The 14,893-nt window shown below is 52.6% G+C and carries 11 protein-coding genes; 5 read left to right on the top strand and 6 right to left on the bottom strand.

All coding sequences use genetic code 11. The features are described 5' to 3' along the window. Window positions 1–196 precede the first annotated feature (196 nt). Window positions 197–754, bottom strand: coding sequence for a YtfJ family protein (locus tag BZJ17_RS09815; protein WP_077640581.1), 558 nt, complete (start codon window positions 752–754; stop codon window positions 197–199). A 372-nt stretch (window positions 755–1,126) separates the two neighbouring features. Here BZJ17_RS09815 and BZJ17_RS09810 point away from each other — a divergent pair, with 372 nt between their 5' ends. Next, window positions 1,127–1,333 carry a DUF1107 domain-containing protein gene (locus BZJ17_RS09810; protein ID WP_069589637.1) on the top strand — a complete coding sequence of 69 codons (207 nt, stop codon included), beginning with the start codon at window positions 1,127–1,129 and terminating at the stop codon, window positions 1,331–1,333. An 81-nt stretch (window positions 1,334–1,414) separates the two neighbouring features. Here BZJ17_RS09810 and msrA read toward each other — a convergent pair whose 3' ends face one another. Continuing rightward, the gene (gene msrA / locus BZJ17_RS09805) at window positions 1,415–2,053 is read right to left on the bottom strand and encodes a peptide-methionine (S)-S-oxide reductase MsrA (protein ID WP_077640580.1); all 639 of its coding nucleotides are present in this window, start codon (window positions 2,051–2,053) and stop codon (window positions 1,415–1,417) included. 183 nt (window positions 2,054–2,236) lie between these two features. Here msrA and BZJ17_RS09800 point away from each other — a divergent pair, with 183 nt between their 5' ends. Next, on the top strand, window positions 2,237–3,940 hold the full coding sequence (locus tag BZJ17_RS09800) for an autotransporter assembly complex family protein (RefSeq protein WP_077640579.1): 1,704 nt from the start codon (window positions 2,237–2,239) through the stop codon (window positions 3,938–3,940). Next, entirely contained in the window at window positions 3,937–7,704 is a 3,768-nt protein-coding gene (locus BZJ17_RS09795) for a translocation/assembly module TamB domain-containing protein (protein WP_077640578.1), read from the top strand. Before BZJ17_RS09800 ends, BZJ17_RS09795 begins: the two co-directional genes overlap by 4 nt. A 50-nt stretch (window positions 7,705–7,754) precedes the next feature. Here the strand turns inward: BZJ17_RS09795 and ppa are convergent, their stop codons facing one another. Together ppa and fbp are read right to left on the bottom strand one after the other, a co-directional pair. After that, on the bottom strand, window positions 7,755–8,282 hold the full coding sequence (gene ppa, locus BZJ17_RS09790; RefSeq protein WP_069589628.1) for an inorganic diphosphatase: 528 nt from the start codon (window positions 8,280–8,282) through the stop codon (window positions 7,755–7,757). A gap of 128 nt (window positions 8,283–8,410) precedes the next feature. Next, on the bottom strand, window positions 8,411–9,433 hold the full coding sequence (gene fbp / locus BZJ17_RS09785) for a class 1 fructose-bisphosphatase (RefSeq protein ID WP_077640577.1): 1,023 nt from the start codon (window positions 9,431–9,433) through the stop codon (window positions 8,411–8,413). Window positions 9,434–9,692: 259 nt separating this feature from the next. Between fbp and mpl the strand changes: the two genes are divergently transcribed. Together mpl and BZJ17_RS09775 are read left to right on the top strand one after the other, a co-directional pair. Next, window positions 9,693–11,066 (top strand): UDP-N-acetylmuramate:L-alanyl-gamma-D-glutamyl-meso-diaminopimelate ligase, encoded by a 1,374-nt coding sequence (gene mpl / locus BZJ17_RS09780; protein ID WP_077640576.1) that lies wholly within the window; start codon window positions 9,693–9,695, stop codon window positions 11,064–11,066. Next, a complete protein-coding gene (locus tag BZJ17_RS09775) occupies window positions 11,056–11,538 on the top strand; it encodes a flavin prenyltransferase UbiX (RefSeq protein ID WP_077640575.1) in 483 nt (160 codons plus the stop codon). The genes mpl and BZJ17_RS09775 overlap by 11 nt, the downstream gene beginning before the upstream one ends. 41 nt (window positions 11,539–11,579) lie before the next feature. On the opposite strand, the gene BZJ17_RS09770 is transcribed toward BZJ17_RS09775, so the two are convergent. Both BZJ17_RS09770 and BZJ17_RS09765 read right to left on the bottom strand, forming a co-directional pair. Next, window positions 11,580–12,011, bottom strand: a complete 432-nt coding sequence (locus BZJ17_RS09770) for a universal stress protein (protein ID WP_069589614.1) — start codon at window positions 12,009–12,011, stop codon at window positions 11,580–11,582. A gap of 61 nt (window positions 12,012–12,072) precedes the next feature. Beyond that, window positions 12,073–14,643 carry a TRAP transporter permease gene (locus BZJ17_RS09765; protein ID WP_069589611.1) on the bottom strand — a complete coding sequence of 857 codons (2,571 nt, stop codon included), beginning with the start codon at window positions 14,641–14,643 and terminating at the stop codon, window positions 12,073–12,075. Between the last annotated feature and the right edge of the window lie 250 nt (window positions 14,644–14,893).

The raw sequence follows: 14,893 nt of genomic DNA, 5'->3' as shown, positions 1-14,893 counted from the left end.
GATGTGTGGGCGTGAAGGTATCGAGGTGATGACGCGCCCACAGCCCAGATTGGCTGAGTATGACAATCAACAACAGATGGACGATCAATGGCCGAGTCATGCAGGCATCCACACCTTCAAAAGTAATGTAATAACATAACAATTATAACCATCGACGCCAAGTGTTGAAAAACGCGGGCCTTGCCCGCGCATGGCACTATTGATTGACCAGTTGAGTCACTAAGCTAATCACTTGGTTCACTTCGTCGGGACTTAATTTGCCTTCTTTGACAAAACGCACCGTGCCTTGGTCGTCGAGTACCGCGATCAGCGAGCTTTCCTCTTTTAAGCGCCACGTCTGTGCGACACTGCCGTTTTCGTCGAGCACAATTGAGGACCAACTAAAATCCCGCTTACTGTCTTCTGCTGACGATTTGACAAAGCCGCCGGTGCCCCAAATCGCATCATCTTGATTAATGATGGTAGTGGTTTGGTAACGAGAGTCGTCAAAGTCTGCGGCGGTGATGGCTTCCATCAAGGGGGCATTCATTTCTTTGGCGCTGCTGCGTCCGGCGATGGCTTGGATCACGCGTACTTTGCCCGGCAATTGTTCGGTTTGCCAAGCTTGATAAACAATATCGTCGCCATTCAAGATCAGCTCGCCGTGCTCGGCGACTTTGGCTGAAGGTAAAGGTGCACCATTTTGGATCGTATGCGCCCAACTGGTGCCTGTGAATAGCGCAAAGGTGAGAGCAAGTAGGGTGGTCTTTTTCATTCTTTATCATCCATGTCTGTGGTCATTATTTGGCATCAGGTGCCAAGTTATCTATGGTTACGCCAGACGGTGAGTTGTGCCAAGTGGCAAAGGTTAATCCGTGCGCAAGATCGGACTTTTCTGCGTCGATCGAACTTGCGCTGCAAAACGTATTTATCTAAATCGGGAACTTCTGTTTGCTAGCAGGCTCTAATGCTGTGATTGCTATCTTATTGAGGTGGCACTTTGCTTGCTTAGCTTTATACGCGGAGATTGCCAGATAATATTCGGCGCTCCAAGGTGGCAATATCATACGGTCATCGTGACTGTGAAAGAAATGAATTGCCGTTTCGGTCTGCTTAGACAGACTTTGAGAACAAGAAAGGGATCCTTATGCTTAGAATCTTTCGTCAATATCGGCCAACCCAGATTGCGCGGTATGTGAAACGATTTTTTAAGGGCCGACTCTATATTGAAGGTGTAGGCGCGTTTGAGTTTGATGGTGGACGTTTACTGCCGCCCGGGCATAGTGATAGACGTGCACTGTCGGTGATGACTGAGGTGAATAAAGAAATTAAAGCCATGGCCATTACCGCATAAACATCGCCACACTAAAAAACACGTCCAAACGGACGTGTTTTTTTACGCCTAGCCATTTAGCGGTGGTTAATTGCCAAAGGCTTATTGTGGTGGGAAACACACACCTGTGCCACCTAAGCCGCAGTAGCCTTGTGGATTTTTGTGCAGGTACTGCTGGTGGTCAGTTTCAGCAAAGTAGTACGCGCCAGCCGGTGCGATCTCAGTGGTGACTGCATCGGGCTTGCCGGCCTCTCTCAATGCCGCTTGATAGGTCGCCAGACTTGCCTCGACGCTGGCTTGGTCCGCCGGATCACAATAGTAAATCGCGGAACGATATTGCGGGCCAATGTCATTGCCTTGACGCATGCCTTGGGTCGGATCGTGGTTTTCCCAGAACACCGCCAGTAGGGTGTCTAAACTCACCACGGACGGGTCGAAAATCACATTGACCACTTCGGCATGGCCGGTTTTTCCCGTGCATACGTCTTGATAACGCGGATGTTGGGTGACGCCGCCACAGTATCCGACCGAGGTCATCACCACACCCGGCTGTTGCCACCATTTGCGTTCGGCACCCCAAAAACAGCCCATGCCAAAAATAACCTGTTTTTGACCGGCCGCGGGGGTGGCCGTGATAGGCTGATTAAATACCGCGTGCGGTTCGGCTGGAACAATCGGGTCGGTGCGATCGGCTATCGCATTCTCGGGTTGGGTAAAGGAAGATTGCATCGACATAGGCATCCTTTGACTGCTGTGGTGTAAAAGCGCAAAGCGGACTGCTGTGCGCGTCAGTGGGTTGGCATACAGGCATGGATTCCGCATCTTGTCATCAACATGATGCTGGCATCCTGCCCCGCTCAACACGTAATATGGCAAGATATCATCAATTTAGCCGGGCGACACCCGGGTATTGGATCTCACTGCATGAATATACGGCTATTCCCCCTATTCGCGATCGCTATCAGCGTGATATCTAGCATCGCCCATGCGGAAGTCGACATTGATATTGAAGGGCTCGATGGTATTGCACAAGACAATGTCGAGACCTATTTAGCCGCGATTGCTCCAGAAGAACGAGACGGTTCCTACCGGTTTATTGCTCGCGTTGAGCAGGATGTGCGTAAAGCGCTGCAAGCGGTGGGGTTTTATCAGCCTAAGATCACTACGCGAATGGACGGAGACGCTACGCTGGAGGTCAAGGTTGATCCGGGCAAACCTGTTCGCTTGGCACAAGTGGATGTGGTGTTTAGCGGTGAGGCGGGCATGGATGACGATTTTCATGCTCTCAAGGCTGACGGGCCGCAACCGGGTGCGATTCTTAACCACGGAGACTATGAATCCCTGAAAAGCCAAATCCAAAGCTTGGCGGTGAAAAAGGGATACTTTGATGGTCGTTTTACGCAAACACGTCTCGAAGTCTCTCCCACCCGCCAACAAGCGTTTATTCGTTTGCACTTTGCCAGTGGCAAGCGTTACCACTTCGGCGCGATTCGTTACCAAAGCTCGCAAATTCAGTTGCAGCGTCTTGATACCTTACGTGGCTTTTCACCGGGCGATCCGTATCAGGTCTCGGCATTGGGTGAGTTTAACCAAGCCCTTGCCAACACCGGGTGGTTTTCCAGTGCGCTAGTCCAAGCAGATATGGAAGAAGCTGAGGACACTGAAGTACCGATCAAGGTGACACTGACCCCTGAAGCACGCAACAAGTTTGAAACGGGGATTGGGTATTCCACCGACATTGGCCCGCGGCTCAAGTTTAATTGGCGCAAGCCTTGGTATAACTCACGCGGTCACAGTATCACCACATCACTGGCGATTTCTGAGCCCGAGCAGACGTTGACCTCGACCTACAAGGTTCCCTTGGAGGATGTTTCCCGCGAGTATTATCAAGTGCAGTTAGGGTTACAAAATACCGAACAACGCGATACCTCCAGCCTCGAGGTATCGACCTCGATTTCCAGGCATTGGCTGTATGATACCGGCTGGCAACGCAGTGTCTCGTTACGCTGGCTTTATGAGGACTACACCCAAGGACAAGATGAAGATAGCGTTAGCGTGGTGCTGCCTGGGATCAATTTTACCCGCACCCGCGCTCGCGGTGGATTAATGCCGCATTGGGGAGACAAACAATCCATTACATTGGAAGCGGCCGATCCCATTTGGCTGTCCGATATTAGTTTGGTGCGCTTGCAAGGGCGGAGTGCGTGGATTCGCAGTCTCAATAAAAACCATCGCGGCTTATTACGTGTTGATGGTGGTGCTCTGATTTCTGAAGAGTTTAGTGAAGCGCCGCCATCGTTACGCTTTTTCGCCGGGGGCGATAACAGTATTCGCGGTTATGGCTACGAGACCGTGTCGCCTGTCGATGACAGCGGTCAGCTCAGTGGCGCCCGTTACATGTTAACCGGTACGTTGGAATATCAGTATCGTCTGGGAGGCAACTGGTGGTGGGCACTATTTGCTGATGGTGGTGACGCGTGGACCCACAATTTATCGTGGAAGCGTGCGGCGGGTACCGGTATTCGCTGGTCATCGCCGGTAGGCCCGATTCGTCTTGATGTTGCGCGTGGCTTTGATAATGACGATGATGATTTTCGTATACACCTTACGCTAGGGCCTGAGTTATGAGTCGTTGGTTAGTCAGGCTAACGTTTATTGCGTTAATCAGTATTTTTTCTTTGGTGGGGTTGGTAGCGGCCGCACTTTTTACCCCGGTGGGTTTGCAGCTTGGGCTGTGGGGCGCGCAGAAAGCGCTACCTGCGCTATCAGTCGATGAGGCCGACGGCAGTCTACTCACCGGCTTTGTGCTGCAAGGGGTGCGCTATGATGATACGCAGCTGCAACTGAATGCCGAGCAGCTAAGGCTTGTTATCCAAGGTAAGTGCTTACTGACGCCTGCGCTTTGTATTGACCAATTGGCCGCGGAGGGCGTCACGCTTGATATTGATTTGCCGGCGAGTGAGGAGGCATCCTCGCAAGACGTATCCACGCCAGCAATCCAAGCGCCGTTGCCTATTCATATCAATGCCTTTGCCTTTAAGGATGTGGCGATTCAGGTTGCCGAGCAGTCAGTGAGTTGGCATCAACTGCAAGGGGGCGTGCATTTTGTTGGCGACACCTTAACCCTATCGCCGAGCGATTGGCAGCAGCTGGTGGTGAGCCTGCCGAGCGACACCGAGTCTCAAGAAAACACCGACCAAGCGGTCGGTAAACCGGATGGCGCGGTGGCAAGCCCGTCATGGCATTATCCGGGACTGGAATTACCCACGGTGGCGCTGCCGCTGGCTATCGAGGTGGAGCAGCTTCGCTTGCAAGATACGCGTATTGAAGCGGGCACAGTACAAACCCTCTCAGCGTTATCTTTGGCGGGTAGCGTTCGAGGCAGTGCGGTGACTATTGATAGTTTCTCGGTGACCGCCCCCCAAGGCACGGCGAGCCTTGCAGGCGATATTATACTTGAAGGTGAGTACCCACTTACCTTGCAAGCCCAGTTGACCAATAACCTTGCTCCCCTTCAAGACCAAGCTTTATCGCTGTCAGCCTCAGGAAGCCTAGCCGCGCTTGAGCTAAACGCGACCGCGCGCGGACCGGTGACGGCGACATTGGAAGGAGAGGCAAACCTGCTGGCGGCAAACTTACCTTTTGCGGTGCAATTGGACAGCAAAGCCTTGGCGTGGCCGCTGACGGGGGACACGATCGCGGCATTGCGCGAGCTACACTTTCACGCCGATGGCGATCTATCTGACTATCAGCTTGGCTTACACACTGACGTTGATGGCCCTGACGTGCCAACCACTCAGCTGAACCTTGCCGGAAAAGGCAGCCTGACGGCGCTGACTCTCTCGCAGCTTGAAGCTAATACGCTTGGAGGTAAGGTGGCCGGTCGTGCCAGCGTGGATTGGTCCAGCGTACCTTTTTGGCAAGCTGAATTAGGCTTTGCCAACATCCAACCTCAGCAGCAATGGCCGGAGATCACAGGAGATCTAACCGGCGCAATCAGCCATCGTGGCCGCTTAACGGCCCAAGGTGGGTGGGAGGTATCTGTGCCTACGTTGGTGGTGCATGGGGAGTTGCAAAAACTGCCGCTAGCGGTCGCGGGCGCGCTTAACGCGCATGATCGTGATGGCGATGGTCAACCGAGCGTGTCGACACCGGGATTGACGCTGTCACACGGCCCCAACCAAGTGACGGCGCAAGGACAAGTGCGTGATGAGTGGCAAATGGGACTGTCGGTCGATATTGCCGATTTATCGCAATCCTTGCCGATGCTTACTGGTGTGATCCGCGGCGATGCGAAACTTAGCGGGCCGTTTGCGCAGCCAACCGCAAAGCTGGCGATTCATGCTAAGAAATTGCGTTGGCAAGATGTGCGCATTAATCAGCTAACGGTAGACGGTGATCTGACCGTAAAAGATCGCTTGGGTGGTGATTTGACGGTGTCGGTATTGGGCGGACGCTATCAAACCGCGCGCTTGGATAACCTCGATTTAACTGTGCGCGGTGATGAAGCGGCCCATCAGCTAGATTTGCGCTGGCAAGGGGCACCGGCGTCTGGCGCGTTACGTATTGAAGGCGCGTTAGCGCGAGAGACAGGCTGGAAAGGGCGATTACTTGATACATCAGTGAACGTGGACGATCTTGGCGATATTGTGCAGCAAAGTGCGGCACCCATTGCGCTCAGCTTCGCCGATATGCAAACCGAGATTGGCGAACATTGTTGGCAGTGGCAATCAACGTCTTTGTGCTTATCGCAACCGGCGACAATTGGCGAGCAAGGTGATGTCGTCGCTAAAATTGAAGGCTTTGAAGCGGCGCAAATCGCTGCCTTCTTACCGCCGGAATGGCAACTTGATACACGTGCCAATGCCGCGGTGCATGCACGCTGGCAGCCTGACGCCTCGCCGGATGTGCAAGCCTCGATTGATATCGCGGATGGCAATCTGCGCCAGCAGGCCGACACGCCACTGGTGATTGGCTGGCAGCATGCCAACTTCAATGCGCGTTGGCATCAAGATGCACTGCAAGGTGCGCTGGCACTCACCTTGTCTGAGGGCGGCACACTGGCCTCAGCCTTTACCTTGAATGATCTGTTAGCGTCGACACGTACGATTGATGGGAATGTGCACATGAATGCGGTGCAACTTGCCAAACTGGAACCCTTACTCGGCGGCGACAAACAAGCCGATGTTAATGGCGAAGTGAATGCTAACTTACGCGTTAAAGGCCCGATTGCATTGCCACAAGTCTTTGGCGATCTGGATATCAGCGCATTACGTGTGAAAGGGCTATCATCGCCGGTTGATGTTAATGACGGACAGGTGACGGTCAACCTAGATGGTCAGCAAGGACAGTTAACCGGCCAGCTGATTACACCCGATGGCACCTTGCGCCTCAAAGGCGAGGGTCGATGGCCGACCGTGAGAGATTGGTTATTTAATCTGAATGTCGCGGGCGATGCATTGCGGGTGAATGTGCCTCCGATGGTCCGTCTTGATGTCGCGCCTGACTTAACGGTTTCAGCAACCCCCGAACAAGTGGCGATTCGCGGCGATATTGAGGTGCCATGGGGACGGATTGAAGTGGAACATTTGCCGGAATCAGCCGTTACTGTGTCGGATGATACGGTGATCCTCAATCAAAATTATGAGCCTGAAGACGCGGAACAAAAAGACGCGGTTCCCTTTAATTTGGTCACGGATGTGCGCTTAGTGCTTGGCGATGAAGTACGGCTGGCAGCGTTTGGCTTGAAGTCGCGTTTGGCAGGTGAACTTAACATTAAGAACAACCGCAAAGGCGCCTTGATTGTGGGCAACGTGAGCTTGCTGGAAGGGACCTATCGCTCATTTGGACAAGATTTGATTATCCGTAAAGGGGAGATCCTATTTAATGGCCCCGCGGATCAGCCGTATTTGCAAGTCGAAGCGATTCGTAATCCCGAGCGCACTGAGGGCGATGTGATCGCGGGGATTCGACTCACAGGGCCTGCCGATGAGCCGGTGGCGACTGTATTTATGGACCCGGCCGGTTCACAGGCCAATGCCTTGTCATACTTGTTACGCGGCCGCGCGCTTGATGCTGGCGCCGGTGATGCCAATATGACCTCGATGCTGATTGGCTTGGGCTTGGCGCAAAGTGGCAAACTGGTGGGCGAAATTGGTCAGGCGTTTGGGGTCGAGGATCTCACTCTCGATACCTCTGGCGCCGGCGATGAGCAAAAAGTCGAGGTCTCGGGATATATTCTGCCTGACTTGGAAGTGAAGTATGGGGTGGGGATCTTTGATGCGATAGGGGTGTTCACGGTACGCTATCGATTGATGAAAGATCTCTACCTTGAAGCAGTGTCCGGTGTCGATCAGGCGGTGGATCTGCTCTATCAGTTTGAGATCAAATAGAAAAAGCCCGCGTGTTGACGCGGGCTTCTAGCTTCATGGCGATGGCACGATTATTTTTGCGCGCGCTCAAATGAAGACAGGATTTCGTCTTTTGCCGCTTGGGCATCTTCCCAACCGTCTACTTTCACCCATTTGCCGGCTTCTAGCTCTTTGTAGCGCTCGAAGAAGTGCGTGATTTGTGCTTTTAGCAGCTCAGGCAGGTCGTTCACGTCTTTCACGTGATCGTACTCTTTGGTCAGCTTGCTGTGCGGTACCGCGATCACTTTGGCATCTTCACCAGACTCGTCGGTCATTTTTAGCACACCAACAGGGCGACAGCGGATCACTGAGCCGGGTACCAATGGGAATGGGGTTGGAACCAGCACGTCAACTGGGTCGCCGTCCAAAGACAAAGTGTGGTTTACATAGCCATAGTTACATGGATAGAACATAGGCGTTGCCATGAAGCGATCAACGAATACGGCGCCGCTGTCTTTGTCGACTTCGTACTTAATTGGATCGGCGTTGGCAGGAATTTCAATCACCACATAAATATCTTCAGGCAGATCTTTGCCCGCTGGGACCTGGTTCAGGCTCATGGGATGTCCTTTTGTTTATCAAAAAAGTGTGTGCCAATTATAACCACCGAGCGTGAAAATAACAGAGGCGACCGCCGTGGTCGCCTCTTAATCATGATTTGCGGTGAAATCTCACCGTCTTACTGCACTTAGTTATCGTCGTGATCGGGGTAGTGTTCGAGGAATTCACCGACTTTGTCCACCATATTGCTGGAGCCGACAAAGAAAGGCACGCGTTGGTGCAGCTCTTTCGGATCGATATCCATGATGCGCTGGGTACCATCGGTCGCTTTACCACCAGCTTGCTCAATAATAAACGCCATTGGGTTGCACTCGTAAAGCAAGCGTAGCTTGCCGTTGGGATATGCGAGTGTGCTGGGGTATAAGTAAATACCGCCTTTTAGCAGGTTGCGGTGAAAGTCCGCGACCAAAGAGCCAATATAGCGTGAGGTGTAGGGACGCTTCTCATTAGGGACGTTTTCTTGACAGTACTTGATATATTTTTTGACGCCTTGTGGGAATTTGATGTAGTTCCCTTCGTTAATCGAGTAGATGTTACCGTCTTGAGGAATGGTCATGTTTTCATGCGACAAGCAGAATAGCCCAAGCGACGGGTCATAGGTAAAACCGTGCACGCCATCGCCTGTGGTGTAAACCAACATGGTTGATGAGCCGTAAATGACATAACCGGCAGCCACTTGGCGGTGGCCGGGCTGCAAGAAGTCTTCCTCGGTGGGGGGAGTACCCACCGGCGATACACGGTGGTAGATAGAGAAAATGGTGCCAACAGACACATTCACATCAATGTTAGAGGAGCCATCCAGTGGGTCGATGAGGACCACATACTTGGCATTGCGGTTGAGTTGCTTGTTGAAAATAACCGCTTCGTCTTCTTCTTCACTGGCGACACCACAGACGTGGTCGCGGGCTTCCATGGCGGCTTTAAACTTTTCGTTGGCGTAGACATCGAGCTTTTGCTGCTCTTCGCCTTGTGCGTTTTCTGTGCCAATCGCGCCGGCAATATCGACCAGACCGGCTTTGTTGACTTCACGGTTAACAATTTTGGCGGCCAGACGGATGGAGGCGAGAAGAGAAGATAAATCACCGCTGGCGTGCGGGAAGGCGTGCTGTTTCTCAACAATATACTCGCCGAGGGTCTTAATGTCGGGCATTCTCAATCCTTAATGATGATGAACTTTCTTTCTGGTGCAATCGGATACATGGGCAGTCAGCTGCCTCTTAAAATCGCGGATATTCTAGCGCCAGCGACTTTTTAATCGTACTGAAGAAATACATGGAGCAAGGGAAGTGTGATCGCCACATAAAAACCATGTCAGATGTACGCAAGCGATAAGACCCAAGCGCCAATCCAAGGCATAATGACAGCCTTATGCCGGATGGCTGAGTAACCAATACAACACAGTGAACGCTATGCATATTCATATTCTCGGCATCTGTGGCACCTTTATGGGTGGCGCCGCGATGCTCGCAAAACAATTGGGGCACAGGGTGACCGGCTCTGATAGCCATGTTTACCCCCCGATGAGTACGTTACTCGAATCTCAGGGTATTGAGATTATCGAAGGTTATGATCCGGCTCAGCTTGCCCCCGTTCCGGACCTTGTGGTGATTGGTAATGCAATGAGTCGTGGCAATCCCTGTGTTGAGGCGGTACTAAACCAAGGCTTGCCGTATACGTCAGGCCCGCAATGGTTGCATGATTTCTTATTACGAGACCGCTGGGTGCTGGCGGTTTCTGGCACACATGGTAAAACCACTACCGCTAGCATGTTGGCATGGATCTTAGAAGATTGTGGCTACGCGCCCGGTTTCTTGATTGGCGGTGTCGCGGGGAATTTTAATGGCTCGGCACGATTGGGCGATAGCCCATTTTTTGTGGTAGAAGCCGATGAATATGACAGCGCGTTTTTTGATAAACGCTCCAAGTTTGTTCATTACCAACCGAAAACCTTGGTGATCAACAACCTTGAGTTCGACCATGCCGACATATTTGATGATTTGGCCGCGATTCAAAAGCAATTCCACCACGTGGTGCGAACTGTGCCGGGGATTGGGCAAATCATTGCGCCCTCGGACGATGCCAATGTCGCAGAGACGCTTGCCATGGGGTGCTGGAGTGAATGCGTTTATGCAGGACCAGATGGACAATGGCAGACGGTGAAAAAAGATCCAGCCGGCAATCATTTTTCGGTGTATTTTGCCGGCGAGCATGTTGGGGATGTGAACTGGGACTTGGTTGGCGATCATAATGTGCGTAATGCGTTAATGGCCATTGCGGCAGCGCGTCATGTGGGTGTGACGCCTGACTTAGCCTGTCAGTCGCTCGAGACCTTTATCAATACCAAGCGACGCCTAGAGTGGCGCGGCGAGCAAGCCGGTGTCACTGTGTATGATGACTTTGCTCATCACCCGACGGCGATTCGACTGACCCTTGAGGGGTTACGTGCGAAAGTCGGTAATGGCCGTATTCTGGCGGTGTTAGAGCCACGTTCCAATACCATGAAGCAAGGGGTTCACAAAGACACCTTGGCGGCGTCATTGGCTCGTGCTGACCAAGTGTTCTTGTTCCAACCCCAAGGGCTGGATTGGTCGCTTGAAGCGGTGGTGGATAGCTGCGAGCAGCCGGCGCAAATTCATGCCGATATTGATGGGTTGGTGACCGCTTTATGTGAGCAAGCCCAAGCAGGCGATACCGTGTTGGTGATGAGTAATGGTGGCTTTGGTGGTATTCACGACAAGCTGCTTAAAGCGCTCGGCGATAAAGGGGAAAAGCATGGCGGATAAACGCATCACTCTGGCGTGGACAGGTGCATCTGGCGCGCCATACGGGCTACGTTTGCTCGAATGCCTGCTCGCGCAGGATTATCAGGTTTTCTTATTGATGTTGTCGCCAGTTGCCTCAGGGTCAGCGGCACCGAAGCAAATGGTGGTATGCCCTTGCTCCGCCGGTTCATTGGCGTCGATTGCGCATGGTTTGTCCGATAACTTGATTGAACGGGCGGCGGATGTGGTGCTCAAAGAGCGCGGACAACTTCTGTTGGTGGTGCGTGAGACGCCATTTTCGACCTTGCATCTTGAGAACATGCACAAGCTGTCGCAAATGGGGGTGACGATTATGCCAGCTGCGCCGGGTTTTTATCATCAACCCCAGTCAATAGACGATCTCGTCGACTTTATGGTGGCGCGTATTTTGGATCATATCGGCGCAGAGCAACAGCTGGTACCACGTTGGGGCTATGATCAACGCGAACGATGAACGGCGCTCAGGCAAGCGCAGGCATGCCTGAGCACTACACACTAAGGTTTGAGTACCATCACGTGCACTGTCGCCCCTTCGAGCACTTTGGCGGCGACGGAGCCGAGCATCATCTTATTGACGCGTGAACGTTTGTGGCTTGGCATCACGATGAGATCGCAGCCAATACGCTCGGCGGTTTTAATGATCCCCTTGTAAGGCTTTCCTTCCGCGATCGACACCTCACAGGCGATGGTTTTTGGCACGTATTTATCCGCAAAGCCTTGTAAGTTTCGCTTCATATCGCGTTTCATTTTGTTGGCGGCGTCTTCGGGGAAATAAGAGGCCACCATCGAATTATGAATGCCCGGCAGCACAGTCAGTAGGTGTATTTTTGCGCCAGATTGACTGGCCAGCCAGACGGCATGATCGACGGCCTTGTCAGCAAAGCTCTCATCATTGAGGTCAACCGGAACCAAGATGTGTTTATACATAGCGATATCCTTTACGGTCTAAAAAAGAAAAGGGCACGCGGTAAAACACGTGCCCTTAACACTAGGCTTGGCGAATGCGACGGCGTTGATTCCAGCCGAGTAATGCCAAGAGCAACAAAGTTGGCACGAAGACCCATTCTTTCCATGGGCGGACATTGTCGACAGTCACGGCTTTGATTTGCCAATCAAAATCGATGCCTGCTTTGTCTGCATCACTGCCAAACTGAATCATATCTACCAAGAGTTTGCCATCTTCTTCACGGAGCATGAGGCCTGTGTCACTGACGCGTGCTTCGCCGCTTTCCAAGCTGTGATCGATGGGGAGCACGACATGTTTCGCTATCTGCTCGCCAAAGAAGTTTTCCCCTTCCACTTCAAGCTGTAACGGCTCGCCTTCAGGCAAGGTGCCTGCGATACGCACTAATTCAGTGCCCGGATAGCTGGTGGTCGGTGGGTATACTTCGTCCCACCAAAAGCCAGGACGGAAGAGCGAGAAGGTGATCACTAGAAGCAGTGCGGTTTCCCACCATTTATTCTTAGTGAGCCACCACCCTTGTGTTGCGGCGGAAAAAGCCAGCATCGCGATGGTTGCCGACACCACAGTTAAGATCAGGTGAATAGGGCCCTCTAGGTCTAGCAACAACAACTGGGTGTTGAAAATAAACATAAACGGCAGGATGGCGGTACGGATGTCGTAGGTAAAGCCCTGCACACCGGTACGTATCGGGTCGGATTTAGCAATGGCCGCCGCGGCAAAGGCGGCCAAGCCGACCGGTGGTGTGTCATCGGCAAGGATACCAAAGTAGAACACGAACAAGTGTACCGCGATCAAGGGAATGATCAGCCCTTGTTGTGCGCCTAAGGTAACAATCACGGGCGCCATCAGCGTGGAGACCACGATATAGTTGGCGGTAGTCGGTAGACCCATCCCCAATAGCAAGCTGATGACCGCGGTAAACAGCAGCATTAAGAAGATGTTGCCGCCGGAGATAAACTCGACAAAGTCCGTCATCACTAGACCGATGCCAGTGAGGGTGACGGTACCCACCACAATCCCCGCAGCTGCGGTGGCAACACCGATACCAATCATGTTACGCGCACCGGTCACAAAGGCTTCGGCCAGATCGACCACACCGTCGCGGATTTCTTCTTTAAAGTTGGTCCGTTGATTGAAGTAAGCAATCAGCGGGCGCTGGGTGAGAATGATAAAAATCATAAACACGGTCGCCCAAAATGCGGACAAACCCGGTGAGAAGCGTTCGACGGTCAAACACCAAACCAATACGCCAATAGGCAACAAATAGTACAAGCCAGAACGCACGGTTGGGCCTGGCTCCGGCACTTCGGACAAATCGGCGGCAGCAGGGTCTTCTGCCGCTTCGGATTTGTACTGAGCGGAATAGCGCACCAACAGCACATAAGCGATTAGTGTCAGCAGGCCAATGATAACGGTTGCCATGGCACCGAACACATCTTTGGTCCAACCGATACCGTAATAGACCGCAGCGCTGAGGACCAGTAAGCCCACAAACACGGTCATAAATGAGAACAGTTTTTGTAGCAAGGTGCTGGTGTGGCGGCGCGGTAGGCCCTGCATCCCAGCCTTACACGCTTCTAAGTGCACGATGTAAATTAAGGCAATGTAAGAGATCAGTGCAGGAAGCAGTGCGGCTTTAATCACCTCGACGTAGGAAATTCCCACGTATTCCACCATCAAGAATGCTGCTGCTCCCATAATGGGTGGGGTGAGCTGGCCATTGGTCGAGGCGGCTACCTCAACCGCGCCGGCTTTATGGCTCGGGAAACCCACACGTTTCATCAACGGAATGGTAAAGGTTCCGGTAGTCACTACGTTGGCAATTGATGAACCCGAGACTAAACCGGACAGGCCGGACGCGACCACTGCGGCTTTGGCGGGGCCACCGCGCATGTGACCGAGTAGTGAGAAGGCCACTTTAATGAAGTAGCCGCCAGCACCGGCACGATCGAGTAATGCCCCGAATAGGACAAACAGGAATACAAACGAGGTAGAGACGCCCAGCGCCACCCCGAAAACCCCTTCGGTGGTGAGCCACAGATGCGACATGGCTTTATTTAAGCTCGCCCCTTTGTGTGCGATCACATCCGGCATATAGGGACCGGCGAAGGTGTAGAGCAAGAATACACCGGCGACCACCATTAATGGCGGGCCAAGTGCACGGCGGGTCGCCTCAAGCATCAACACCATACCAATGGCTGCGACCGTGATATCCACGTCGGTATAAGCGCCGGCGCGTCCAGCTAGATCGTTATAAAATAAGAATAAATACCCTGCGGCAAAGCTTCCCGCTAAGGCGAATACCCAGTCGAGTAGGGGGATACGATCGCGGGGAGAGGTTTTTAATGCAGGATAAGCGGTGTAGGCCAAGAACATCGCGAAAGCGAGGTGAACGGCGCGTGCTTCGGTGTCATTGAGGACACCAAAATCGAGCATAAAGGGGAGAGGTGAGGCATACCATAGCTGAAACAGTGACCAAAAAAGTGGTACCAGCCATAAAATGCGTCCCGGCAGTCCATGAGGTGAGCGCGCACCTGTATCCGCTTGCGCGACCATGTCTTGCACATCAGGAGACGATTGACTTGTCTTCGTCATGCAGTTTGTCCTTATTATCATTTGCACCGCGAGAGCGGCAGCAATGTCCCGAGAAAAGGGTACTCTCTGTCACAAAGCATAGCCTGTAGACAATGACATCAGTGTCAACGATGAGTACCTAACCGTTAATTATAATGGGCCGATGGGTGGCCAATGCGTTAATCGATTGTTGGCGGTCAAACGCCGATAGTAACAGAGCGATAAAGAAAAATTAAAAGGATGTTATCGCTTTTGTGTGAAAAGGTGTGTA

Source organism: Salinivibrio sp. IB574, assembly GCF_001996205.1.
GTDB classification, from domain to species: domain Bacteria; phylum Pseudomonadota; class Gammaproteobacteria; order Enterobacterales; family Vibrionaceae; genus Salinivibrio; species Salinivibrio proteolyticus.
Note: the sequence above shows the minus strand (reverse complement) of the source record. Positions and strands in the feature narration are given on the sequence as shown.

Excerpts from the sequence above, each read along its gene's own strand:
- BZJ17_RS09765 (WP_069589611.1), bottom strand. The coding sequence starts at position 14,643 with ATGACGAAGACAAGTCAATCGTCTCCTGATGTGCAAGACATGGTCGCG.
- BZJ17_RS09800 (WP_077640579.1), top strand. The coding sequence starts at position 2,237 with ATGAATATACGGCTATTCCCCCTATTCGCGATCGCTATCAGCGTGATA.
- BZJ17_RS09775 (WP_077640575.1), top strand. The coding sequence starts at position 11,056 with ATGGCGGATAAACGCATCACTCTGGCGTGGACAGGTGCATCTGGCGCG.
- msrA (WP_077640580.1), bottom strand. The coding sequence starts at position 2,053 with ATGCCTATGTCGATGCAATCTTCCTTTACCCAACCCGAGAATGCGATA.
- fbp (WP_077640577.1), bottom strand. The coding sequence starts at position 9,433 with ATGCCCGACATTAAGACCCTCGGCGAGTATATTGTTGAGAAACAGCAC.
- ppa (WP_069589628.1), bottom strand. The coding sequence starts at position 8,282 with ATGAGCCTGAACCAGGTCCCAGCGGGCAAAGATCTGCCTGAAGATATT.
- mpl (WP_077640576.1), top strand. The coding sequence starts at position 9,693 with ATGCATATTCATATTCTCGGCATCTGTGGCACCTTTATGGGTGGCGCC.
- BZJ17_RS09810 (WP_069589637.1), top strand. The coding sequence starts at position 1,127 with ATGCTTAGAATCTTTCGTCAATATCGGCCAACCCAGATTGCGCGGTAT.
- BZJ17_RS09815 (WP_077640581.1), bottom strand. The coding sequence starts at position 754 with ATGAAAAAGACCACCCTACTTGCTCTCACCTTTGCGCTATTCACAGGC.
- BZJ17_RS09770 (WP_069589614.1), bottom strand. The coding sequence starts at position 12,011 with ATGTATAAACACATCTTGGTTCCGGTTGACCTCAATGATGAGAGCTTT.
- BZJ17_RS09795 (WP_077640578.1), top strand. The coding sequence starts at position 3,937 with ATGAGTCGTTGGTTAGTCAGGCTAACGTTTATTGCGTTAATCAGTATT.